Below are 23,119 nucleotides of genomic sequence, written 5' to 3'. Positions count from 1 at the left end.
AATGGGACAACGTATTGATGTCAACCATCTGAACATCTTCTACGGCGACTTCCTGGCCGTGGAAGACGTGAACATCAACATCGAAGCCAACAAGGTCACCGCGTTCATCGGACCTTCCGGCTGTGGCAAGTCCACCGTGCTGCGCACCCTCGATCGCATGCACGAGATCATTCCGGGCGCCCACTGCGAAGGCGAGGTGCTGCTGGAAGGCAAGAACCTGTACGACAGGGATGTGGATCCGGTCGCCGTCCGTCGTGACGTCGGCATGGTGTTCCAGCGTCCGAACCCGTTCCCGACCATGTCCATTCGCGAGAACGTGCTGGCCGGTGTGAAGCTCAACAACCGCAAGATCTCCAAGTCCGACGCGGATGATCTGGTCGAGTGGGCCCTGCGTGGCGCCAACCTGTGGAACGAGGTCAAGGATCGTCTGGACAATCCGGGCATCGGCCTGTCCGGCGGCCAGCAGCAGCGTCTGTGCATCGCACGCGCCGTGGCCGTGCACCCGCAGGTGCTGCTCATGGACGAACCGTGCTCCGCCCTCGACCCGATCTCCACCCTGGCCGTGGAGGATCTGATCAACGAGCTGAAGAACGAGTACACCATCGTGATCGTGACGCACAACATGCAGCAGGCCGCCCGTATCGCCGACTACACCGCCTTCTTCAACCTGAAGGCCGTCGGCCAGCCGGGTCACCTCGAGTACTTCACCGACACCACCACGATGTTCAACAACCCGCAGAACGAAGAAGCCGAACGTTACGTCTCCGGACGTTTTGGTTGATCGATAAGGCCGATTCGCCAAAACGTAGTGCCAACCCGGTGGGTTGGTGCGAGTCAGCTTCAGCTGGCCAGTTAATAGCGCTTCGCTGTGCGAAACTCTGTAATTGTACGTTTTGGCTGATCGGCAGCTCCTTTTCCCCGCAAACCGACGTTGAGATTGCTCTCGGCGTCGGTTTGTTGTTTTTCTTGTGGAAGCGACACGCGCTGTTGAGAATCATTCTCAGTTACGGTTATGATGGATTCATCGAAGCATGAAGCGTATGAAAATGGAGGAACCATCGTGAACCGTTATGCAAGAATTGCGATTGCCGTATTCGCTTCCGTCGGCCTTCTCACTTCCGCGTCTGCCTGCGGAACGTCGCAGAACGGTGCCGGTTCCGCGCATGGCGCGATTTCCGTCGTCTCCTCCATCAACCAATGGGGCACCCTCGCCGAGCAGCTCGGCGGAAGCGGCGTGCAGGTGACCAGCATCATCAACTCCACCAACGTGGACGCGCACGACTATGAGCCGACCACGTCCGACATCGCCAAACTGCAGAAGGCACGAATCGTCATCGTCAACGGCGCCGGGTACGACTCATGGGCCGTCAAAGCCGCGCAATCCGCCAAATCGCAAGTCATCAACGCGGCGGAGATCGGTGGCGTCAAGAATGGCGGCAACCCGCACGTCTGGTTCTCGGCGGCGGTGCGCAAAGCGGTCGCACAGGCCATCACCAGGGCATACGAGGGCACAAGGCCCGACGGCAAGGCCGATTTCGACAAGCTGAACCAGCAATGGCGTTCCAAGGAAGACGAGGTCGCCCGAAAAATCACGGAGACCAAACGCAAGGCGGATGGCGAAGCCTATGCCGCCACGGAATCGGTCGCCGAATATCTGGCCGGGGACCTGGGCCTCAAAGACGCGACGCCGACCGGCTACATGCGTGCCACGGCCAACGAAAGCGAGCCAACGCCGACCGACATCAAACAGTTCACCGACATGCTGGAGGCCGGCAAGATCGGCCTGCTGGTGGTCAACATTCAGGAGGAGACCGAGCTGACCGGCAAGATCGTCATCGCGGCAAAATCGTCCAATATTCCGATCGTGGAGCTGACCGAGCAGATGCCGGAGCAGTACGATTCCCTGACGGACTGGATGGCCGCGCTCGTCGACGCGTTCTCCCAAGCCATCTGATGCGGACCGATAAAAAAGACGCGAAAGTCGATAAAAAAAGGGCGATTCCACTGAAGGAACCGCCCATTTCCGTATGAAAAGGACTGTTACAGCACTGCGGTGATGATGAAGTCCAGAATGAACAGCACGGCCACGACCCAGATCACCGGATGCACATCCTTGGCCTGCTTCTTGCAGGTCTTGACGATGCAGTAGGTGATGAAGCCGCCGGCGATGCCGTAGGAGATGGAGTAGCTGAACGCCATGAACACGGACGCGAAGAACGCCGGAATGGCTTCGGAGATGTCGCCCCACTCGATTTCCTTCAAGGAGGAAGCCATCATGCAGCCGACCACGACCAGCACGCCTGCGGTCGCGGCGGACGGCACGGCGGAGATGACCGGGGAGAGGAAGGCGGACAGCGCGAAGCAGATCGCCACGACCACGGAGGTCAGGCCGGTGCGGCCGCCGGCGGCGATACCCGCGGAGGACTCCACGTAGGTGGTGGTGTTCGAGGTGCCGCAGATGGCGCCGATGGAGGTGGCGATGGAGTCGGCGAACAGGGCCTTGTCCATCTTGGAGGAGAAGCCGGAACCGTTCTCAAGAGCCTTCTCGTCCTCGGCGGAGAAGATGCCGGTACGACGGCCGGTGCCGATGAAGGTGCCGATGGTGTCGAAGGTGTCGGACATGGAGAACGCGAAGATGGTCAGCAGGATGATCGGCAGCTTCGACACGTCGGAGAACAGCGCCGGGAAGCCATCCTTGGTGAAGATCACGCCGAAGGTCTGCGGCAGCTGGGCGAAGGTGTCGGCGATGGACACGGAGTTGGCCATGGTGGTCTGGCCCATCGGAATGCCGACGACCGCGGTGACGGCGATGGCGATCAGCATGCCGCCGCGTACCTTGAGCACGGTGAGCACGATGGCCAGCACCAGGCCGATGATGAACAGCCAGATGGTCGGATTGTTCATGACGGCAAGGCCCGGGGTGGCCTGCACGGTGTCGCCGCTCTTGGCCGCGGACTTGGTGGTGAAGGTGAAGAAACCGACGTTGAGGAAGCCGACGTAGGCCACGAACAGGCCGATGCCGCCGCCGATGGCGTTCTGCAGCACTTCCGGAATGGCCTGGATGATCATCTTACGGATCTTGGTGACGGTGATGATGATGTTGATCAAACCGCACAGGAACACCATGCACAGGGTTTCCTGCCACTTGAAGCCGAGGCCGAAGCACACGGTGTAGGTGAAGAACGCGTTGAGACCCATGCCGGCGGCCTGCGCGTACGGAACATTGGCGAACAGGCCCATCACGAGCGTGCCGATGATGGCCGCGATGATGGTGGCGAGGAACACGCCGCCCCACGGCATACCGGTCGAAGACAGGATCTGCGGGTTGACGATGATGATGTAGGACATGGCGAAGAACGTGGTCAGGCCGGCCATGATCTCCGTGGAGACGGTGGTGCCGTTCTCCTTGAGATGGAAGAATTTCTCCATTTTCTCTTTTCTCATCTTTCTTGGGTTGGTAGGCGCGTGCCATATAGTGGCGTGCGCCGGCGAGAATCGCGACTCGCCTGGGACATGCGTCCCTGAACAAAGCAAACGTAGCACCTATGTAAGTCATGGAAATTTCGTGCGATTGGTAAGGGGTTGCTTTTGCGGCGGCGCGACACGCCGGTCTGGATTAGTCCAAACGGGTCAGTAAATTACCCATTTGTAAACCACAGACCGTTGGTTGGAGCGTGCAAGCGCTCACGAAGTTTGGTTCGCCAAGCCAGCGCAGGTTGAAGAACATACGCCCACCAAGGGCTTTCCGCTTAGCGGTCGAATGTTGCTCTGCCTGCGTGCAGGGCTTTTTTTATTGCCCTGCGAGGTGTTCCGAATCTCACAGTCAACGGTTGACTAAGGAAGGAACGCCATGAAGAGGCCCGAAAAGGAAGCGGTGGTCGCTCAGCTTACGGACAAGTTCCGTAACGCCGACGCTATCTACCTGACCGAGTACCGCGGGCTTACCGTTCCGCAGATCTCTGAACTGCGCGAAAAGCTAGGCCGCGATACTTCCTACACTGTGGCAAAGAACACGCTCGTTCGCATTGCAGCCAAGGAAGCTGGCATCGAAGGTCTTGATGAACTTCTCGCCGGCCCGACCGCTGTGACCTTCGTGAAGGGTGACTTCATCGAAGCTGCGAAGACCCTGCGTGACTTCGCCAAGACCAACAAGGCACTGATCATCAAGGGCGGCTTCGCTGATGGCACCGTCTACGATGCTGAAGGCGCCAAGAAGCTGGCAGACCTCAAGTCTCGCCCGCAGCTGCTCGCCGAGTTCGCCGGCGACATCAAGGCTACGATGTCCAAGGCCGCGTACCTGTTCAACGCTCTGCCGACCAAGGCCGTGCGTACGATCGATGCGCTGCGCGAGAAGCAGGAAAAGGCTGCCTGATTTCGCTGCGGCTCGCCGCATGAATGAAGCAACCACAAAAAAGAAAAACAATTGTTTTAGGTGACGGCCACCTCTTCAATTCAGTCCGTCGCCAAGAATGAAAGGAAGCCATTATGGCTAAGTACACCAACGATGAGCTGCTCGAAGCTTTCGGTGAGATGACCCTGGTTGAGCTCTCCGAGTTCGTCAAGGCCTTCGAAGAGAAGTTCGACGTCGAGGCTGCTGCCCCGGTCGCCGCTGTTGCCGCCGCTCCGGCTGCTGGCGCTGCTGCTGAGGAAGAGAAGGACGAGTTCGACGTCATCCTCTCCGCCGTTGGCGACAAGAAGATCCAGGTCATCAAGGCCGTCCGCGCTATCACCAACCTGGGCCTGGCTGAGGCCAAGGCTCTCGTCGACGGCGCTCCGAAGGCTGTCCTGGAGAAGGCCAAGAAGGAAGACGCCGAGAAGGCCAAGTCCCAGCTCGAAGAAGCCGGCGCCACCGTCGAGCTCAAGTGATTCGCGCGGCTTCAAGCCGCAATCACCAAGCTGTAATGGAAACCCCGTTTGCCGTAAGGCAGCGGGGTTTTCCGCATATGGAGCATGACTCAGGCATGTTCTAAAATGGGGGAATTAGGCGAAAGTTGTCAATTTATCGGTTCGGAATCCTTACTTTCGCGATGAATCATGACACAATGGCAGATAGTGTAGTGCGAAAGGAAGGCCGACAACGGTGAGCGAGGATCGACGAATGACGCGGCAGTGGACCGTCAAAGTTGACGGAAACAACGTGAAAACGCTTCATGACGGCGAAAGCGTGGAAATCGGGCGCAAGCCGTTGCGCCCGCTGTCGGATGACGGGTTCGCTCGTCTCGACATCATGGATCCGGGCAAGTCCATGTCGAAAAGGCATGCGGTCCTCTCCGTCGACAAGCAGGGCAATTGCTCCGTACGAGATCTGCATTCCACCAACGGCTCGTTCGTGGTGACGAACAACGGCCAACTGATGCGCCTGCCCGCAGGCGAGGACATCAAGCTGCCCATCGACTCGATGACCCTGCAGTTCGGCGACGTGCGTCTTACGCTCGAATCCGCATTCGAACACGATGACGAGGATGACGACGCCACCTCCGGTGTCTCGGATGATACAAGCCAGCCGGTTTCGAACCTGTTCGAATACGCGGTCTCCGACGAGGCTCCGCAGGAACCGGATGCAGCCGACATGTCCGTGGACGACATCCTCAATCTGCGTGCCGGCGAGCCGACGACGTTCTTCCACGCGCGCAATGTCACCGACCGTGCTGATGCTCTGCACCAGGCGGAACGTCAGACCTTCACGCCGGAGCATGCCGACAAGCCGGAACTCGAAGATGCATTCCCCTCGGTCTCCTTGGTTCAGGAAACCGTCGTGGCCGCGGACAAGCCCCGCGACCTGTTCGCCGACGCCGCAGCGCAGGCCGAGGCTGAAGCTGAGATCGAGGCCGATGCGGCCGATTCCGCTGATGCGGCTGCGACCGATGCCGAGGTGGCTGCCGTCTCAACCGAGACAGCCGCTCGGCCCTTGGAAGCATCCCATGACGGTAACAAGAACAACCTGATTCCGGTGGACAAGCTGTTCAGCGCGCGCCCCAACACGCCAATCGCCGTCGCTCTGCCCGACAGGAACGACACTGGCGATAACACAGGCAACGTTGACAAGGCTGACAATGCGGCTGACGCGTCCGCCCAGGAACAGACGCAGTCCGCCGAACAATCGCAGATGGCGGAACAGCCCACATCGGAAACTGCCGAACAGCAGCCCGCCGAACAGCAGTCGAAGCCGATGCACGCTACGCAGCCGCAGACGGAACAGCCGGGAACGGTGACCGCGGAAGACGACGACGAGCGGTTCCGCCCGCAAAACAGCCAATCGCAGCCCGCACCGGACGAAACCGCCGCATTCAAGCCGATCTTCGAACCGGGATCGGTATTCGACCGTGTGTCCAAAGGCGGCCTCGCCAAGCAGGAGCAGACCATCGAGGTCGACGGCCTGACCTCCGATGACGCCAAACGCACGGATGATTTCACAGTGCAGTTCCAGATGGCGCGTCATCCGGAACTGTTGCCGTTCCTCGCCATGAACCCATCCCTATACGATGACCTGTACGCGTGGTTGGGCGCATTGGGCAACCAAGACATCGATGCGGCTTTGGCACACAATCCGGGATATGAGGAATACCGCAAGGCAGTAGGGAAGTGAGTCGGTATATGAGCGAAAACGAAGAGACGGCCACCGCGTTGGACCGTATCCGCGGATGGCGTGAGGAGTATCGCCTTGGTCTGGCACCATCCCCGCTTGAGGATGTGACGCAACTGAGCGCCCAGCTTGACCTGACGCATGCGCACCCATCGGGCATCGCGCAGCTGTTCGCCAAAGGACACGTCACCTTGGACTCGTTGTTCCGAGACAACGGCATGCTGCGCGCCGCGGGCAGGCGTGTGGAACGCGTGCTCGACGACCGTGACGCGAAAAGCCGTGTCAGCGGAGTCGGCGAACTCTCCTTGGTGGTCGGCGTGGCCATTTGGAAAGGCAACCAGATGCCGGTGCTCATGTATCCGGTCGAAGTGCGCAAGGAAGGCCGCAACATCGAGAACGGCACCGTCATCGCGTTCACCGGACGAGTGCGTCTGAACGCGGCCTTCGCCGCCGTGATGCGTGAAAACAACGTGACATTGGACGAGACCAAGCTCTTCGATGGTTCGAATTACGAAAGCGGCACCCCCGAAACGTCCGCGGTGTTCGCGGCCATCACAGCGCGCGCGTCCAGCGTTTTCCCCGATTTCGAAATCGAACGTCACATCATCCTCGGCTGCTTCATGGACCCGTCCTCGCAGATGCTGGTGGAAAGTCGCCAGATCATCAACCAGCTGTCCCAAGGCCCGACAGGCAACACCGTCCTGGACGCGCTCGCCGGGAACAAGGAAGCCGCGGACGCGCTGAAAGACGCGCAGATTCCCGAATACAGTCCGTTCGACGCCGATCCCCATGGCGAATACGAGATTGGCGACGTTGACAACACCGTCCGATACGCGGCGCAGCTGGCCGCATCCGGGCATTCGATTTTCGTGGACAGCGCGATCAGCGGCAACACGGCCGAACAGGCCGCGGCAATCGCCTCCCGTTGCGTGATGAGCGGACACAGCGTGCTGTACGTGCCGTGCGTCACCGACCAAAAGCGCCGTTTCATGCAGACGATCGCGGCCAACGAGATGAGCGGCCAATTGCTGGACATCGCCGATGACGGCGCCAATGCGGCAATCGACCGTCAGCTGATAGCCGCAGTCGGTTTCCAATCCGGCGTCGCGACTTCGCGTTTCGACCAGATTTCGGATGAGCTGGTGGGTGTGCGTTCCCGCCTGGCCCGCTATCTGGGCGACCTGCATGGCGTCAGCCAGGAATGGGGCGTGTCCGCATACCAGACCATCCAGAACCTCGCACAAATCGCCGTCCTGCCCACGCATCCGACCACGCATGTGCGTCTGACCAAGCAGTCCGCCCATTCCATCGCGGACAAGATGGAGGAATGGGCCCAGAAGCTGTATCGCGCGGGAGAACTCGGCGAATACACCATCGGCGCGCAGGACACCGCCTGGTACAAAGCCTCCCTGTATTCCGAAGAGGAAGCGATCAGCGCATACCAGCGTGTGGTCGAGCTGCTGCGCAAGGTGCTGCCCGCCACCCGCAAACAGGTGTCCAGCACCGTGCAGACCTGCGGCTTCCCGATTCCCACCACCGCGCAGGAGTGGGGACGCCAGGTCATGGTGCTCAAGAACCTGCGCCGCGTGCTCGACGTCTTCCAGCCGGAAATCTTCGAACGCGACATCGATTCCATGATCGAGGCCACCAAGCCCAAGGCCCAGCGCAAGGCCGAAGGCAGCTCCATGGGATTCTGGGAACGTCGCCGCCATATCAAGGAGGCCAAGTCGATGCTGCGCGTCGGCGCGCAGGTGGAGAACCTGCATGAGGCGCTGCTCGTGGTGGCCAAGCAGGCCGAACAGTGGCACATGTTCGTTCCTCACGGCGGATGGCCGGTGCTGCCCGCCAAACTCGACGACATCATCAACACGCAGGACCAGCTGACGAACGATATGACCGCGTTGAACGTGGCGCTCGCCACCACACCGCAGGGCGGCAATCTGGACACCGTCGACCTCAACCAGGTGGAAGAGCGTCTGAAGGCCCTGTATGACGACAAGCAGGCGTTGGATACGCTGCCGGAACGCGCCCGTCTGGAACGTGAGTTCCATTCGGCCGGTCTGGATGAGCTTGTGGCGGACCTGAGCAACCGCGGCGTGCCGAACGACGCCGTGGCCGGAGAACTGCAGCTGGCGTGGTGGACCACGGCTTTCGAAGACATCGTGAAGTCCTCCGCCATCATTTCCAACCAGGATGGCTCCGCCATGCAAAGCGCCGCCGACCGATTCACCCAGGTGGATGTCGAACACGTGCGTTCCATCGGACCGATGGTCGCCCAAGAGTCCGTACGCCGTCTGTGCGACATGCTTTTCTCCCGCACGCAGGAAGCCAATCTGCTGCATACCACGCTTGCCGGTTCCCGAAACGTGCCGTTGAACAGGCTGCGCAGGGAGCATCCGCAGATTTTGGCCGCGGCAAAGCCTATTCTGGTGGCAACGCCAGCCACGCTCGCTGCCATCACCGACCCGGCGCCGCTTGCCGATACCGTCATCATCGATACGGCCGCGCATATTCCGTCCATCGAGCTGCTCAGCATCATCGCCCGCGCGAAGCAGGTCGTGGTGATCGCGCACCGCAAGACCGTCACATCCGATGGCCTGCAGCGACTGATCGCACTGCTGCCAAGCGTGAAGATAACCGACAGGCCGGTTCGCCGTGCGCCGAAGCTCAACGCCTTCCTCGAATCGGAAGGATACGGCTCCGTGCCGTGCGATGTGGCGCGTGAAGGATACCAAGGCGAAGTCGCGTACCATTTCGTGCCGGACGCCAACGGTGTGCCGGTCATCAATTCCGGCCTGGTCGAATCAAGCCAGCAGGAGATCGACGAAGTGGTGAGCATCATCCGCAAGCGCGCGGCCGGTTTCACCATCGTTCCCGCATCGTATGTGCTTACCGTGGTAGCGCTCACGCACACGTTCCGCATCCGTCTGGGTGCCGAGCTCAAGTCGCTTGCCAACAAAGACAAGGCCATGGGCATGTTCCTGCGCCACGTGCGCATCGTGGACATCGTCGATGTGGCCGGCGCCCACGCCACCGACGCGATTCTTGCGATGTGCTACGCCAAGACCTCGCACGGCAGGCTGCTGCAGCAGTTCGGCGCGCTGGAATCCGACGGCGGCCGAGGCATGCTGCTGGACGCTTTGGCGGTACCGGACCGTCATCTCGACATCGTCTCGTCCTTCGCATCCGACGATATGGACGACGAGCGACTGCATCAGGATGGTCCGAAGGCGCTCAAAACCGTGCTGCGTTGGGCCGAACAGCTTGATGACAGCATGGTCCGCCCGGCGATCAAGGAGTCCGGAGAGAACGTGCTCTTCAACGATCTCGCCGAGAGGATCCGCGAACGCGGCTTGGACGTGGCCGTCGATTACGGTTTCGATGACGGACTCAAACTGCCGTTGGTGGTTGGTCTGAAAGGCAAGCCGTTCGCTTTGGCCGTGCTCACCGATGACGCGCAGTTCATGGGACTGCAATCCACCAGGGAACGCCATCGCGTGCTGCTGCAGGACATCGAATCGCTTGGCTGGTCGGTGATGACGGTATGGAGCGTCGGCGCGTTCGTGAACCCCGATAAGGAAGTCGACCGCATCGTGGCACGACTGGGAAGCCTGTACCGGGAGGAACGGTGAGCGCCGAGCATATCGAAAACGTCATGGAGCATGACGATTCGCAGACCCAGTCCGAGACGCACTCCACACCCAGTTATTCCGCCACGCGGCGGACCGCACGCAAGCATAAGCGCGTGGTCCGCCAAGGTACGGAACTGTTCGATGCCGATGGCGTCAAACTCGAACCTTCGGACGTGCTCACCAAGCGCCAACGCGAGGCGGATGACGACAAGCGCATCCTAAACGAGCTTCCGCCACATTGGGCGGTCTTCTCCGAACGCGGCCGCTGATACGTCCAGCCGGGTGCCAGCTATCGATTAGGATTATCAGCCATTAATTGATGGTGGCGATGACCGCACTGTATTCCTGAACCCGCAACACGACGGCCGCCTCATTGGGCGGCATGGCGAACACCGCGATGGTATTGCCTTGCGCATCCTTAGCCGGTTTGCCGGTCAGCAGCGCTTCGGCGCAGATCGTGTGTAACTGCGCATCCACACCACCGTCCGGCATATCATTAGCCATGCCGGACGGCGTTTCCGTACCGTTTGGCATATCCGCGACATTCGGTGTGCCGGACTGCATCTCAGCATCTGTCATGGTGGCGCTGGAAAGTGTCACCTTGTCTCCGGGAATCAAACCGTCGGCCACACTTGCCAAACGCACTTCGATACTCGTATGGCCCTGCGGCACAACGGGGGACGCACGGGCCATGCCCGACATAAGCACATCGTGCGCGCCGATGCCCACCTGTGCGATCAGGCCGACGGCGTCGTCAAGCGTATGGAAGGCGTTGCTCAGCGAGCCATCGCTCGGCGCCTCACGTAACTCCACGGCTTCGCGTGTGATGGCCGTGCCTTTGGCGACATTCCGCACCGCGACCACAATAGGCTGCGTGGCGATGGCTGCGCGTACGCATTGCAGCGTGGCGAATACCGTCAGGCCAGCGCACAATGCGGCGAGGAACCGATGCAGGCGTGCGTTGCTTCGTCTGGCTTCCAACGATGCGGCAGTCGAACCATGCCGGTCTCGTTGCAGACGCGTCGTGCGCGCGGTCCGTCCTTCCGAAGCCGTCGATGTGCGCAAACTCGAATGTGGCCGGCGGTCCATCAAGGAATGAAAAAAGGTCATCATGCATGCATGATGACCTGATTGTTATGACCACGGCAAGCGGAATCCGGGGTTGTGGTCGGAGAATGGGAGTTATCCACAATCTCCGGCGTGTCGCGTTGGATTCCGCGCCTGTGGGTCACTTGGATTTGTCGGTGCGGTAGAAGCCGGACCCCTTGAACTCGATCGGCACCGCGGAATAAACCTTGCGGACCTGCTCCTCGCCGCATTCCGGGCATACGGTGATCGGATCGTCGGTGAACGACTGCTGTTCGGTGAAGTCGTAGTTGCAGTTCTTGCAACGGTAATGGTAAGTAGGCACGATATCCTCGCTTTACGCACAATCCCAAATTTCTTAACGGGACATATCCTAGTACGTTCCCTGAGACGGCCCCGCAACCGTCCTATCCTCGGACATCGGCATAACCATCCGGCGTGAGCACGCCGTCGACGGGAATATCATGCGGCTCATGCGGCACGGTCTCGTCGGTCGGCTCCCAAGGCCAGCAAACGGCGACCACGCGCGCGGTGCTGCTACGATGCTCCAAAGCGCGGTCGTACCAACCGCCGCCGCGCCCCAATCGGAAACCATGTTCGTCCACAGCGAACGCTGGCACAATGATCAGCTCGGCCGAAGTGAGAACTTCCGGTCCTTCCGCTGCGTTTTCCGGCTCCTGCGGGCGATGTGTGTTGATGGAACCATCAGCATTGCGCTGGTCGCGCAGATCGTCAAGACCGTTCAGCTCACTCCAGCCGACTTCCATGCCAGCACCCAGACGCGGCACCAAAACACGGCAATCCGTGTCGAACGTCGCTTCGAGCAACGGCATCATCGATATTTCACTGCCCATCGAGGCGAAGGCCGCGACGGTTGATCGCGGTCGAATCAACGACGCTTCCAATGCGTGTTCGGCAAGCAGTCGTCCCGCTTCGCGCCGCTGGTCGGCGGACGTCCGCTTTCGTCGTTCGATCGCAGCCGCGCGCCAATGCCGTTTCAGCTCGCGTTGTTGCTCATACATGTCCATATCGTTCGTTGTACCACGGTTCGATTGCGTGGAAAACGGAACATGGGGTATGGGTGGGGCACAATGGAAGGGTGACGATTTTGCAATCCTTGAGCGACATGATGCGTCGTCCGGGGAATAATTCCTTTGAAATGCCGGAATTCATCCAATCGCATAGCATGCGCGTCCCGGTGAGTCTGCGCCCGTTGACGGGTGCCGACTATGACGAGTGGAACGAGGTTCGCTGGCGCAACGATGCCTGGCTCAAGCCGTGGGAATCCGGCGATCCGCTGCACGGCGCCCCCATCACCTACAAGGAATGGATGAAACAACTGCGGCGCAACGAACGGGCCGGTACCGGTGCCGTGTTCGCCATCGAACAGCATGGCCGTATCGTCGGGCAGATCTCGTTGGGCGCGATCTGCTACGGCGCGATGCGTTCCGGCGTCGTCGGCTATTGGGTGGACGAGCGTTGCGCCGGGCGTGGCTACGCGCCGATGGCGGTGGCGCTGTTGGCGGATTGGGCCATGTTCGACCCGACCGGACCTCGACTGCATCGCATGGAAATCGACATTTTGCCGGAAAACAAGCGGTCCCGTGCCGTCGCACGCAAGGTCGGAGCAACGTTGGAGGGGGTGCGGCGCGCGTATATGTACGTCAACGACCAATGGCGCGATCATGAAAGCTACGTATTGATGGCCGAGGACGCGCCAAACGGTTTCACCGCGCGTCTGATGACAGGGAATTCACCCTCCTGATTCGACACGCCGGGGAGGACTCGCCTCGAATGTCGGAATGTCACCTATTCTTATGACATATGGGTTATGAATCGTTAAGCACGGTGGTCGTGCTTGCGATCGTTGTCATCCTGATGCTCATTTGGTTGCCCAGACGGACGATTAAAGGCATGAAGAGGGTGATCGAACATCGCGAGGACCGCTTTTCACCGTCGTTGCATCTGGTGGATGCCGACAGCGGAACGCGATTTTCCGATGAGACCGTCGCGGCAGCGAAAGGGGTACTGATGCAGTCCACAGAGGCGCACAAAGGCGCAACATCCGAAGAACGGATCGCGGAAATTCGCGCCCTTCGTCACGCCGCGGTCCGCAGGAGGCGCGCCATCGCCGTCTCATTGCTGACAATCACGGTCGTTGTGCTGGTCTGTGCGTTCGCACTGCACTTCAGTCCGCTGTTCGCGCTCATTCCGGCCGCGTTGCTGGCCGCGGTGCTCGCGTTGGGTGTGCGTGCGTCCAAGCAGGCCGTGGCGTGGGAGCGGAAGGTCGCCAGATACCATGCCAAGGTGAAGAAGCGTGCCGCCGCCGAACGCAAACGTGCGCAGGCGGAGCAGGCGGAACGTGCCAGACTGCGCGCGCAGGAGCTGGCCGAGGCCCGCAAGGTCGCCGACGAGCAGTTGAAGACCGATGTCGTTCCCGAGGGGGAGATTCGCCAGGCGATCGCCCGCGGCAAGGCCGATCGGGACGCCGCGGTGAAACGGCGCAAGGAAGAGATGTCTTCCAAGGAAGAGACGCAGACTGCCGAGAAGGCCGTCGACCAGACAACCGAACGTGCGGATGCCGCGCCCGCTGACGTCAAGGAAGTGGGACTGTCCATCCACGATGAGCGAGACAATATGGCCGAAGAAGCCAAAACCGTTGCCGTCAAGTCCACGCAGGACTTGATTTCCTTCTCGTTGGGTGCGCCTCGCGACGGTGCCGACGTTGAGGTGGATGCTCCGGAAAGCATGGAGATCAAATCCACCAAACAAGTGGCCAAGGCCGTGCCCGTCGAAACGCCTTCCGACGAGGCTGAGCCGTTGATTCCGCCAAGCGACGCAATGGGCAGCATGGATGCCGATGAGGCCGCCGCCCGCGTGGATGAGGGCGTGCACCTCAGAGAGGTCGACGTTCCGGGATTCCACGATGCCGAAGTACGTGCCGATGTGGAGGCTCCGGATGTGACTTCGGACTCCCTAGGCACCGGCCTGGAGGCCATTCTGGCCCGTCGTAGCGCCTGACGAAACGCTTGAACCGTTTTTTACAAAGTCTGGAACCGCATGGTTTCAGGCTTTTTTGATAATTTCTCTCAGAGCGTTAGCACTCGAGTTGGCAGAGTGCTAATAATCGCGCTAGGATAAGTCACAGCGCGAAAGGACGACGCCGTAAGTGATCGTCAGCCTCTTGCTAGCGGGTCCCGGCGCGGTAAGTATCGATTTCTCTTTAGAAAGAGGAGGTCCACAGTGTCGATCTCACTCACACCGTTGGAAGACAAGATCATCGTCAAGCAGGCGGAAGCCGAGACCCAGACCGCTTCCGGTCTGTTCATTCCGGACAATGCCAAGGAGAAGCCGCAGCAGGGTGAAGTCCTGGCTGTCGGCCCGGGCCGTCGTAACGACGCCGGCGAGCGTATCCCGGTCGACGTCAAGGTCGGCGACAAGGTGCTGTACTCCAAGTACGGCGGCACCGAGGTGCACTACCAGGGCGAGGATTACCTCATCGTCTCCGCTCGTGACATCCTGGCCATCCTCGGCTGAGACTAGCGCGTAGCTGTCGAAACCCCGTTTCCCGTATATTGCGATTCGCAAGGCTCGGGAGGCGGGGTTTCTGCGTTGTTCGGCGCCGATTTGCGCAAAACGTTGGAATTTCAACGATTTGGGCCGTTTTTGGCTGTCGCGACACGCCGTATTTGCATAAGTCGGCCGGTCTGTGGCATACTAAACGGGTTGCCGGTTGGGGTTCAACCAAACAGGCAGCACGGCGGATTTCCCAAGCGGTCAAAGGGAACTGACTGTAAATCAGTCGCCTCGTGCTTCAGTGGTTCGAATCCACTATCCGCCACGCCTCGATAGCTCAGTGGTAGAGCACTTCCTTGGTAAGGAAGAGGTCGTGAGTCCGATTCTCACTCGAGGCTCTCATGGCGGGATAGCTCAGCTGGCTAGAGCGTACGACTCATAATCGTAAGGTCAAGAGTTCGAGTCTCTTTCTCGCTACAAAGGCCGACGGAATGTCGGTATAGCAACGAACCACAAGAGGTGAACTAAATGGCAAGCAAGAGCGCCGACATTCGTCCGGGCATCACGCTGGCATGCACCGAGTGCAAGGAGCGTAACTACATCACGACGAAGAACCGCCGTAACACGCCGGATCGTCTTGAGCTCAAGAAGTTCTGCTCCCGCTGCGGCAAGCAGACCGTGCATCGCGAGACCCGCTGAGCGGAATCAAGCTTTCGAAACCCGACCAATTTGGTCGGGTTTTTTGTTACTCTGGAGCGTTATGACAAGTTTTGCAGATCTCACCACCATCGGTGTGGGCGGTCCTATCGCCACTTTCCTGGAACCGACCACGCGCGTCGGCGTCATCGAGGCCGTTGAGGAAGCCGATTCCCAAGGACTGCCATTGTGCGTGATCGGCGGCGGATCCAACATGCTCGTATCCGACATGCCGTTCGAAGGCGTGGTGGTCCGCGATGCGAGACGTTCCATCAGCGTGTTGGATGAGGCGGCTCCGGTCGAGGATGATGGGCGTGTCGTCCACGTGAACGCCGAAGCCGGCTGCAACTGGGATGATTTCGTCGATTACTGCGTCCGACTTGGACTGGAAGGCGTTGAAGGCTTGTCCGGCATTCCCGGCACCGTCGGCGCGTCGGTCGTGCAGAACATCGGCGCGTACGGTCAGGAGGTCGCCACCAGCGTCGACAGCGTCGAGGTTTGGGATCGTAAGGAACGTGCGGTAAAGGCGTTGCGCAACGATCAGCTCGCCTTCGGCTACCGCATGAGCGCGCTGAAAGCCAGCATGTACAGCGCTCCGGCGACTCCGGCCGCGGAATTTTTCCCGACGCCGCGATACGTGGTGCTGTCTGTCACGTTCGCGTTGCGGCACAGCGATACGGGCGTGGTCGGTTACGGTCAGCTCGCCAAGGCGTTGGACGTCGCCGTGGGCGATCGCATGAACACCGCGGACATCCGCAACGCGGTGCTGAAGGTGCGTGCGGCTAAAGGCATGCTGGAAGACGCGCATCGCTATGCGTCGCCGGCCATGCAGGGCACCAAGAAGACGAATCTGGTCGATGTCGCTCTTGAATCGCAATCCAAGCAGAACGGCGATGACGGTCCGGACTTCAACCGCCATAGCTGCGGCAGCTTCTTCATGAACCCGATTCTCACGCCACAGCAGGCCGAGACGCTTCCCGAAGACGCGCCGCGCTTCGACGCGGCATTGCCGGGCGGCGGGCAGGGCGTCAAGACTTCCGCGGCCTGGCTCATCGACCATGCCGGCTTCCATAAGGGGTTCAAAATCAACGAAAACGCTCCGGCTGGCCTGTCCACGCTGCATACGTTGGCGTTGACCAATCGTGGGGGAGCATCAGCCGAAGATATCGCCCGCCTCGCCAAAACCGTGCAGGACGGCGTCGAGGCCGCGTTCGGCATCCGACTGGTGCCCGAGCCGGTCGTCATCGGCATGAATCTTAAATAGCGTCACGCACGCCGTCAATGTGACGAAAACGACTTATACTTGCGCCTTGTGCTCTAGAAGGTGGAGCGTGAAACCGCGCGGGCGGAAAGAAGAGAAGGACGAGACATGAACGTATTTCGCAAGAAATCCGTCGAACAGACGCTGGCTGAAACAGGTGAGTCCGGCCATGCGCTCAAACGCGATCTGACCTGGTGGGATCTTGCCATCATGGGTGTGGCCGTTGCCGTGGGCGCAGGCATCTTCTCCATCGGCGCGCAGGCGGCTGCCTTCCATGCCGGTCCGGCGGTGGTGCTGAGCTTCCTGATCGCAGGCGTCGTGTGCGGCGCCGCCGTGATGTGCTACGCCGAATTCGCCTCCATGATTCCAGTGGCGGGTTCCGCCTACACCTTCACCTACACCACCGTCGGCGAGATCGTGGCATGGGTGATTGGCTGGGATCTGATCCTTGAAATGCTCATGGCCGGTTCGGTCGTCTCCAAATACTGGGGCGTGTACCTCAACCAGTTCTTCGAGCTGATCGGCTGGAACATCAACACCAACATCGCCATCGGCTCGTTCAACTTCGACCTGGCTCCGGTCATCATCGTCGCCTTCTTCACCGCGCTGCTGGTGATGGGTACCAAGATCGGCGCCCGCGTGGACGGCGCGCTCACCATTTTGAAGATCGCCATCGTCGTGTTCATCGTGGTCGTCGGCTTCTTCTACATCAAGGCCGAAAACTTCACCCCGTTCATTCCGCCGAGCGAACCCGCAGCATCCACCGACGGCTCCGGCGTCTCCGCGGTCATGGAACAGCCGCTGTGGCAGTGGGCCACAGGCATGGCCCCCAGCATTTATGGCGTGACCGGCATCATCTCCGGCGCGGCACTCGTGTTCTTCGCTTTCCTCGGCTTCGACGTCGTGGCCACCGCTTCCGAAGAGACCATCAACCCCAAGAAGAACGTGCCGCTGGGCATCGGCGTGGGCCTCGGCCTGATCATCGTGCTGTACACCCTCGTGGCCATCGTCACCACGGGCATGGTCTCCTATAAGGACCTTGCCAAACAGTCCGATCCGTCACTGGCCGTCGCGTTCAAGATGGTCGGCGCCGACTGGGCTGCGAAGATCATCAGCCTCGGCATCGTCATCGGCATGGCCACCGTGGTCATGGTGCTGCTGCTCGGCCTGACACGCGTGGTGTTCGCCATGAGCCGAGACGGACTGCTGCCGCGTGGCCTGAGCCATACCGGCAAGCATGGCACTCCGGTGCGTCTGCAAATCATCGTCGGCGTGGTCATGGCGCTGATCGCGGCCTGCTGCAATGTCGGCATCCTGTCCGACATGGTGAACATCGGCACGCTGTCGGCGTTCACGCTGGTGGCGATTTCCATTCCGATCATGCGCAAGAAGCGCCCCGACCTGGAACGTTCCTTCAAGATTCCTGGCAACCCGTGGGTGCCGATTCTGATTGCGCTCGCCAACCTGTGGCTGATGGTCAACCTGAGCGTGCTCACCTGGATCCGTTTCGTGGTCTGGCTCATCGTCGGCTTCGCCATCTACTTCGGCTATGGCTACCGTCATGCCCGTCTCGGTGCCGGCGAACTCGAAGTTGCCGCGCAAGAGTAATCTGGAACAGTACACGTTGTTGTTGAGGAGGTAAGCATGCCGTACGTTGTTGCCCAGCCGTGTGTGGACGTCAAAGACAAGGCCTGTGTGGACGAGTGCCCGGTCGATTGCATCTACGAAGGCTCCCGTTCCCTGTACATCAATCCGAACGAATGCGTGGATTGCGGCGCATGCGAGCCGGTGTGCCCGACCGAAGCCATCTTCTACGAGGATGACCTGCCGGACGAGTGGGCTTGGTACAAGGACGCCGCCGTCAGCTTCTTCGCCGAAGTCGGCGATCTGGGCGGCGCTTCCGCAGCCGGTCCGATCGGCAAGGATCCGGAACAGGTCGCGGCCCTGCCGCCGCAGAACCAGTGAGCATGTCTTGTTGAACCGTCGTGCCGTCCATTTTGCTCGTCGAGCGGATTTGGACGGCCGATTCGTTTTCTGGACCGGTTCGACTTCGACGTTTCCATGCGCCGAAGGCGAACCGGTTTTTCGTATGGACGGACGACCATGCCGTCGGGCCGATTGCCGTATGCTGGAGCATGGTTTGAGATTCCCGTTGGAAAAGGAGACTTACGGATGGGCTTTCATGAATTTTCATCGCCGTACGACTGGTCCCGCATCGCGTCGTACAAACGTACGGCAAAAGCCGCGTTCGGTGGCATGGTCGACCTGTCCGTCGGTTCTCCCGTCGACCCCGTTCCCGATTCGGTGCGTAAGGCGCTCGCGGTCTCGTCGAACGACCCGAACGCGTACGGATATCCCGTTACGGCAGGTACCGCCGATTTGCGTGACGCCATTCACGAGTGGTTCGCGGCCGCCCGCAATGTCGATTTGCGTGCGATCGGCGCCGATGCGGTGCCGACGGTCGGTTCCAAGGAAGGCGTCGCGTTGATGGCGTCGCTGCTGCATTTCGGCGAGGGCGATGTCGTCGTGCAGCCGAAGGTGTCGTATCCGACGTACGAGATCGGCACGCAGTTGGCCGGCGCGCAAACGCTGAAGGTCGACGACGTGGCGGATGCGGATTCCTGGAAGGATGTGCCGGGCGTCAAGGCCGTTTGGGTCAATTCGCCGTGCAATCCGACCGGTGAGGTGCTGTCCGCGGAACAGATGGCCGGTATTGTGCGTGCCGCGCGCGCGATTGGTGCCGTGGTGCTGTCCGATGAATGCTATGCGTTGATGCAATGGGAAGACGACGTTGCGGAAGCGGATGCGGATACGCTTGCCTCCACGCCGTGCGCCTTGCGCGCCGATGTGTGTGGCGGGTCTGCCGAAGGCGTATTGGTGCTGTATTCGCTGAGTAAGCAAAGCAACATGGCCGGGTATCGTACGGCGCTTATCGCTGGCGATCAATCGCTGATCGGGCCGATGGCGGCATACCGCAAACAGATCGGGCAGATCATTCCCGGACCGGTGCAGGCTGCGATGGCCGCCGGGCTGCGTGACTTCGACGCGGTCAAGACCCAGCATTCCCGTTACCAGGAGCGTCTGGGCATGCTGGTGAGTGCTCTGCGCGCATACGGATACTGCACCGACATGCCGCAAGGCGCGTTGTACGTGTGGGTGAAAGCCAAGTCCGGCGACTGCTGGGAGGATCTGCGCCAGCTTGCCGAAATCGGCATCGTCGCCAGCCCCGGCGAGTTCTACGGAGCGCCGGAATACTTGCGATTCTCGGCTACGGCCAGTGATGCGGCGATCGCCTCCGCCGCGGAACGATTGGCACGTTGACGGTTTGCTGACGATGGCCTTTTGACGAACGAAAGCGTTGAAAACAAAAAGGACCTCCGATTCACTCGGAGGTCCTTCATTATGGCGGAGTCAGAGGGAGTCCAACGCCCATGCGTCTTATGGCTATGTGCAGCTGTTGATGTCGCTGATCCAGGAGTGGCGTGCGCTACTCAAGCGTCCGGAACTACCATTCATATTCGCCCAATTGCCGAACTATACTTTGGAACCCGATTGCGATTGGCCAAGGCTGCGTGATGAACAACGGCGCGCTTTGACGTTGTGGAACACGGCGATGGTGGTGACGATCGGATATGGAGAGGATAATGACCTGCATCCTTTGGATAAGCGCCATGTCGCGCAGCGCTTGGCAACGGCTGCCGAGTCGTTGGTTTATGGACGTGATCGCGAGCCGATGGGGCCGCTTCCTGTCATGGTGATTCACAAGGATGACGGCATTGAGATCTCCTTCACCCATACGGGAGGGGGATTGGTCTGCACAGGCGACGTGCCTTTTGACATCTTGGAGCCGGGAGGCTCGATATATCGGGTGAAGGCTCGTCGGTACGATTGCTATGGCGGTAACGGAACCGGGCGTGCGAGTGGCGCAGTGAGAGAGCTCTCCCCAGTACAGTGTCAGTTTGTCAGCCAATGAAGCATCGATGATAACGCTATTGCCGGGGACAGCGTAAATAGTTTTTGCAGTTAATCGTGTTTGGGCGGAAGCCTGTAATTTCCTGCGTTTGGAATACTTAAATCTATTCGAAAGTTTCGTAAATAGTTGCATATAGAACTTTCGTAACAAAAAATTTAAGTATTTAGTTAAATGACTTGACTTTCTTGAAAGTCAAGTCATATAATCAAGCAATGCTTTGACTGAAATGCTAAAGCATTTACGAAACATGAAGATGTGTGTTCGTGCATGTCGCCAAGGGAGAAAGACTTTGTATTCCCACATCCGATATTGGATAAGGAGATTCAGCAATGAAGTTTGAATACCATGTCAAACCAACCGGCAGCGATGCTGCGTGCGGCGACGCGGAGCATCCGTTCGCCACGATTTCCAAGGCCGCGCAGATGGCCTCTCCGGGCGATACGGTAATCGTGCATGAAGGCGCATACCGCGAACAAGTCGATCCGAAACGTGGTGGTCTGAGTGAACATGAGCGTATCACCTACTGCGGAGCCGAAGGCGAAGCACGGCCGGTTATCAAAGGCTCGGAATGCGTGCGGGGCTGGACGGAATTGGCCGATCATCCGCATGTGTGGACGGTGATGCTTGATAATACGATGTTCGGGGATTTCAATCCATTCGCAACCCCGATTTTCGGTGACTGGCTGGAGATGCCCAAGTTCGGCAAGGACCCGGACAAACATCTTGGCGATGTGTATCTCAACGGTGTTTCCTTCTTCGAATCGACGACGTTGGAAGGCGTATACGATCCGCAGCCGCGTGATACGGATGAGGATTTCGCGTTGAAGATTCCCTGCCCTGTGCCGGATGTGGACCGTACACGTTATGTATGGCATGCCGAAGTGGACGAGAATGCCGGCACCACAACGATCTGGGCGAATTTCCAAGGTGCCGATCCGAATGAGGAACTGGTGGAGGTCAGTGTTCGTCGCACATGCTTCTTCCCTTCCCGCAACCATGTCAACTACATCACCGTGCGTGGCTTTGAAATGGCGCAGGCCACTGGAGATTGGGCGCCGCCTACCTCGCAGCAGTGGGGCATGATCGGCCCGAACTGGTCGTATGGCTGGATCATCGAAGACAACGTGCTGCATGACGCCAAATTCTCCGCGGTGTCATTAGGCAAGGAAATCTCATCCGGCGACAACGAGTGGGTGAAAACCGAGCGCAAGACCGGTTACCAGTACCAGTTGGAGGCCGTGTTCAAGGCCCGTCGCATCGGCTGGGAAAAGGGGCTGATCGGCGGTCATATCGTACGCAACAACGACATCTACGAGTGTGGACAGAATGCCATCGTCGGACATATGGGCAGCGCATTCTGCCGTATCGAGCATAACCATGTCCATCACATTGCGTTGAAGCGTGAATTCTTCGGATGGGAGGTCGCTGGCATCAAATTCCATGCCGCATTGGATACGGTCATTGCCAACAACAACATCCACGACTGCTCGCTGGGCATGTGGATGGATTGGCAGACGCAGGGCACACGCATCACGCGCAATGTGTTCCACGATAACGTCCGTGACCTCATGATTGAAGTGAGTCATGGGCCGTATCTGGTGGACAATAACGTTTTCGCCTCGCCGGTGATGTTCCAGAACTGGTCGCAAGGTGGTGCCTTCGTCAACAATCTGATTTGTGGCGGCATTGAACCGCATACCGTCCCCGACCGTTCCACGCCGTATCACTATCCGCACACCACCGAGGTGGCCGGGTGCGCTGTGGTATCCGGCGGCGATGAGCGTTGGCTGAACAACATGTTCGCGCCGCAACCGGTGAAACCGACTGTCGGTGAATATGGTTTGTCCGCCTACAGCGATTGCCCGATGTCGATGCATGAATACTTGGAACGCCAGCGGGCCATGTGGGCAGATCCTTCGCAGGGTGGTGGCGAGCGCAATCCTCTGCAGTCTCTATATGCGGGCGGCAACATCTATCTGTCCGGCGCACAGGGGCTGAACAAGCAGGAAGGTGCGGCCGACGATTCGGAGCGCATGCAGGAGGACGCCCCGTTCTTCGGCGGCACCGTCTCCACGAGCGTTGCGTGTGATGAGCCCATGCCGGTGACATTGGTCGAAGAACCCGATGGACTGTATCTGCAGTGCACTGTGCCACAGGCCGTCGCCGATACCAGGATGCAGGTCGTCACCAGCGATATGCTCGGCGTGCCTCGCATCGTGGAGGAACGCTATGAACAGCCCGATGGCAGTGACTATGTGCTAGACACCGACTTGCTGGGACAAGCCTTGACCGCAACGGAACGCAAAGCCGGGGCGTTGAATGGTCTTGTCTCCGGAGAGAATCGCATCCGAATCTGGGAATGGAACAACTGA

Annotated in this window: 21 protein-coding genes and 3 tRNA genes; 20 read left to right on the top strand and 4 right to left on the bottom strand. The window is 59.7% G+C overall.

Translation table 11 applies throughout. From position 1 onward, the window contains the following. Nucleotide 1: 1 nt before the first annotated feature. Together pstB and KSX58_RS01050 are read left to right on the top strand one after the other, a co-directional pair. A complete protein-coding gene (pstB, locus tag KSX58_RS01055; RefSeq protein WP_217735833.1) occupies nt 2-781 on the top strand; it encodes a phosphate ABC transporter ATP-binding protein PstB in 780 nt (259 codons plus the stop codon). Nucleotides 782-1,012: 231 nt separating this feature from the next. Next, a complete protein-coding gene (locus KSX58_RS01050) occupies nt 1,013-1,954 on the top strand; it encodes a metal ABC transporter solute-binding protein, Zn/Mn family (RefSeq protein WP_217735834.1) in 942 nt (313 codons plus the stop codon). A gap of 86 nt (nt 1,955-2,040) precedes the next feature. On the opposite strand, the gene KSX58_RS01045 is transcribed toward KSX58_RS01050, so the two are convergent. Beyond that, on the bottom strand, nt 2,041-3,429 hold the full coding sequence (locus KSX58_RS01045; protein WP_033499317.1) for an NCS2 family permease: 1,389 nt from the start codon (nt 3,427-3,429) through the stop codon (nt 2,041-2,043). 421 nt (nt 3,430-3,850) lie between these two features. Between KSX58_RS01045 and rplJ the strand changes: the two genes are divergently transcribed. From rplJ to KSX58_RS01020, 5 genes are all read left to right on the top strand, one after another. Further along, complete coding sequence (gene rplJ / locus KSX58_RS01040) at nt 3,851-4,372, top strand: 50S ribosomal protein L10 (RefSeq protein ID WP_003807864.1); 522 nt, start codon at nt 3,851-3,853, stop codon at nt 4,370-4,372. A gap of 113 nt (nt 4,373-4,485) precedes the next feature. After that, nucleotides 4,486-4,866, top strand: coding sequence for a 50S ribosomal protein L7/L12 (gene rplL / locus KSX58_RS01035; RefSeq protein ID WP_003807866.1), 381 nt, complete (start codon nt 4,486-4,488; stop codon nt 4,864-4,866). 232 nt (nt 4,867-5,098) lie between these two features. Beyond that, complete coding sequence (locus tag KSX58_RS01030; RefSeq protein ID WP_021913429.1) at nt 5,099-6,586, top strand: FHA domain-containing protein; 1,488 nt, start codon at nt 5,099-5,101, stop codon at nt 6,584-6,586. Between the two features lie 8 nt (nt 6,587-6,594). Next, a complete protein-coding gene (locus KSX58_RS01025) occupies nt 6,595-10,215 on the top strand; it encodes a helicase (RefSeq protein WP_195537193.1) in 3,621 nt (1,206 codons plus the stop codon). Nucleotides 10,216-10,238: 23 nt separating this feature from the next. Further along, nucleotides 10,239-10,484 carry a hypothetical protein gene (locus KSX58_RS01020; RefSeq protein WP_033499404.1) on the top strand — a complete coding sequence of 82 codons (246 nt, stop codon included), beginning with the start codon at nt 10,239-10,241 and terminating at the stop codon, nt 10,482-10,484. Between the two features lie 43 nt (nt 10,485-10,527). On the opposite strand, the gene KSX58_RS01015 is transcribed toward KSX58_RS01020, so the two are convergent. From KSX58_RS01015 to KSX58_RS01005, 3 genes are all read right to left on the bottom strand, one after another. Then, nucleotides 10,528-11,280: an SAF domain-containing protein gene (locus KSX58_RS01015; RefSeq protein WP_237976395.1), complete on the bottom strand. Its 753-nt coding sequence runs from the start codon at nt 11,278-11,280 to the stop codon at nt 10,528-10,530. 163 nt (nt 11,281-11,443) lie between these two features. Next, a complete protein-coding gene (locus KSX58_RS01010) occupies nt 11,444-11,626 on the bottom strand; it encodes an FmdB family zinc ribbon protein (RefSeq protein ID WP_003807880.1) in 183 nt (60 codons plus the stop codon). A gap of 82 nt (nt 11,627-11,708) precedes the next feature. Further along, nucleotides 11,709-12,329 (bottom strand): 5-formyltetrahydrofolate cyclo-ligase, encoded by a 621-nt coding sequence (locus KSX58_RS01005; protein WP_021913432.1) that lies wholly within the window; start codon nt 12,327-12,329, stop codon nt 11,709-11,711. Nucleotides 12,330-12,460: 131 nt separating this feature from the next. On the opposite strand from KSX58_RS01005, the gene KSX58_RS01000 reads away from it, so the two are divergent. The 13 genes from KSX58_RS01000 (at nt 12,461) to KSX58_RS00940 (ending at nt 23,119) form a co-directional block, all read left to right on the top strand. Next, complete coding sequence (locus KSX58_RS01000; RefSeq protein WP_003807884.1) at nt 12,461-13,066, top strand: GNAT family N-acetyltransferase; 606 nt, start codon at nt 12,461-12,463, stop codon at nt 13,064-13,066. Nucleotides 13,067-13,125: 59 nt separating this feature from the next. Further along, nucleotides 13,126-14,322 (top strand): hypothetical protein, encoded by a 1,197-nt coding sequence (locus tag KSX58_RS00995; protein ID WP_003807886.1) that lies wholly within the window; start codon nt 13,126-13,128, stop codon nt 14,320-14,322. A gap of 222 nt (nt 14,323-14,544) precedes the next feature. After that, on the top strand, nt 14,545-14,838 hold the full coding sequence (gene groES, locus KSX58_RS00990) for a co-chaperone GroES (protein WP_011742802.1): 294 nt from the start codon (nt 14,545-14,547) through the stop codon (nt 14,836-14,838). A 222-nt stretch (nt 14,839-15,060) separates the two neighbouring features. Continuing rightward, nucleotides 15,061-15,142: transfer RNA gene (locus KSX58_RS00985), tRNA-Tyr, on the top strand. A 1-nt stretch (nt 15,143) separates the two neighbouring features. Next, nucleotides 15,144-15,215: transfer RNA gene (locus KSX58_RS00980), tRNA-Thr, on the top strand. A 5-nt stretch (nt 15,216-15,220) separates the two neighbouring features. Beyond that, a tRNA-Met gene (locus tag KSX58_RS00975) sits at nt 15,221-15,294 on the top strand. 51 nt (nt 15,295-15,345) lie between these two features. Next, the gene (rpmG, locus tag KSX58_RS00970; RefSeq protein ID WP_003807891.1) at nt 15,346-15,516 is read left to right on the top strand and encodes a 50S ribosomal protein L33; all 171 of its coding nucleotides are present in this window, start codon (nt 15,346-15,348) and stop codon (nt 15,514-15,516) included. Between the two features lie 61 nt (nt 15,517-15,577). After that, nucleotides 15,578-16,777, top strand: coding sequence for an FAD-binding protein (locus KSX58_RS00965; protein WP_021913435.1), 1,200 nt, complete (start codon nt 15,578-15,580; stop codon nt 16,775-16,777). Nucleotides 16,778-16,882: 105 nt separating this feature from the next. After that, entirely contained in the window at nt 16,883-18,382 is a 1,500-nt protein-coding gene (locus tag KSX58_RS00960; RefSeq protein ID WP_038444051.1) for an amino acid permease, read from the top strand. A gap of 36 nt (nt 18,383-18,418) precedes the next feature. Further along, complete coding sequence (gene fdxA / locus KSX58_RS00955) at nt 18,419-18,739, top strand: ferredoxin (protein WP_003807898.1); 321 nt, start codon at nt 18,419-18,421, stop codon at nt 18,737-18,739. 207 nt (nt 18,740-18,946) lie between these two features. Further along, nucleotides 18,947-20,095, top strand: a complete 1,149-nt coding sequence (gene dapC, locus KSX58_RS00950; protein ID WP_011742805.1) for a succinyldiaminopimelate transaminase — start codon at nt 18,947-18,949, stop codon at nt 20,093-20,095. A gap of 139 nt (nt 20,096-20,234) precedes the next feature. Beyond that, nucleotides 20,235-20,747: a hypothetical protein gene (locus tag KSX58_RS00945; RefSeq protein ID WP_143240302.1), complete on the top strand. Its 513-nt coding sequence runs from the start codon at nt 20,235-20,237 to the stop codon at nt 20,745-20,747. 329 nt (nt 20,748-21,076) lie between these two features. Then, nucleotides 21,077-23,119 carry a right-handed parallel beta-helix repeat-containing protein gene (locus KSX58_RS00940; RefSeq protein ID WP_038444055.1) on the top strand — a complete coding sequence of 681 codons (2,043 nt, stop codon included), beginning with the start codon at nt 21,077-21,079 and terminating at the stop codon, nt 23,117-23,119.

This window comes from Bifidobacterium sp. MSK.17.10 (assembly GCF_019129655.1).
Lineage (GTDB): Bacteria > Actinomycetota > Actinomycetes > Actinomycetales > Bifidobacteriaceae > Bifidobacterium > Bifidobacterium adolescentis.
The sequence above is the reverse complement of the archived record's forward strand: the minus strand, read 5'-3'. Positions and strand labels throughout refer to the sequence as shown.

Bases quoted from the DNA above. Each gene is read 5' to 3' on its own strand.
- rpmG (WP_003807891.1), top strand. From the start codon at position 15,346: ATGGCAAGCAAGAGCGCCGACATTCGTCCGGGCATCACGCTGGCATGC.
- KSX58_RS00965 (WP_021913435.1), top strand. From the start codon at position 15,578: ATGACAAGTTTTGCAGATCTCACCACCATCGGTGTGGGCGGTCCTATC.
- fdxA (WP_003807898.1), top strand. From the start codon at position 18,419: ATGCCGTACGTTGTTGCCCAGCCGTGTGTGGACGTCAAAGACAAGGCC.
- KSX58_RS00960 (WP_038444051.1), top strand. From the start codon at position 16,883: ATGAACGTATTTCGCAAGAAATCCGTCGAACAGACGCTGGCTGAAACA.
- KSX58_RS01025 (WP_195537193.1), top strand. From the start codon at position 6,595: ATGAGCGAAAACGAAGAGACGGCCACCGCGTTGGACCGTATCCGCGGA.
- KSX58_RS00995 (WP_003807886.1), top strand. From the start codon at position 13,126: ATGGGTTATGAATCGTTAAGCACGGTGGTCGTGCTTGCGATCGTTGTC.
- KSX58_RS00940 (WP_038444055.1), top strand. From the start codon at position 21,077: ATGAAGTTTGAATACCATGTCAAACCAACCGGCAGCGATGCTGCGTGC.
- pstB (WP_217735833.1), top strand. From the start codon at position 2: ATGGGACAACGTATTGATGTCAACCATCTGAACATCTTCTACGGCGAC.
- KSX58_RS01030 (WP_021913429.1), top strand. From the start codon at position 5,099: ATGACGCGGCAGTGGACCGTCAAAGTTGACGGAAACAACGTGAAAACG.
- KSX58_RS01005 (WP_021913432.1), bottom strand. From the start codon at position 12,329: ATGGACATGTATGAGCAACAACGCGAGCTGAAACGGCATTGGCGCGCG.
- KSX58_RS01045 (WP_033499317.1), bottom strand. From the start codon at position 3,429: ATGGAGAAATTCTTCCATCTCAAGGAGAACGGCACCACCGTCTCCACG.
- KSX58_RS01050 (WP_217735834.1), top strand. From the start codon at position 1,013: ATGATGGATTCATCGAAGCATGAAGCGTATGAAAATGGAGGAACCATC.
- KSX58_RS01000 (WP_003807884.1), top strand. From the start codon at position 12,461: ATGCCGGAATTCATCCAATCGCATAGCATGCGCGTCCCGGTGAGTCTG.
- rplL (WP_003807866.1), top strand. From the start codon at position 4,486: ATGGCTAAGTACACCAACGATGAGCTGCTCGAAGCTTTCGGTGAGATG.
- dapC (WP_011742805.1), top strand. From the start codon at position 18,947: ATGGGCTTTCATGAATTTTCATCGCCGTACGACTGGTCCCGCATCGCG.
- rplJ (WP_003807864.1), top strand. From the start codon at position 3,851: ATGAAGAGGCCCGAAAAGGAAGCGGTGGTCGCTCAGCTTACGGACAAG.
- KSX58_RS01020 (WP_033499404.1), top strand. From the start codon at position 10,239: ATGGAGCATGACGATTCGCAGACCCAGTCCGAGACGCACTCCACACCC.
- KSX58_RS00945 (WP_143240302.1), top strand. From the start codon at position 20,235: ATGTCGCTGATCCAGGAGTGGCGTGCGCTACTCAAGCGTCCGGAACTA.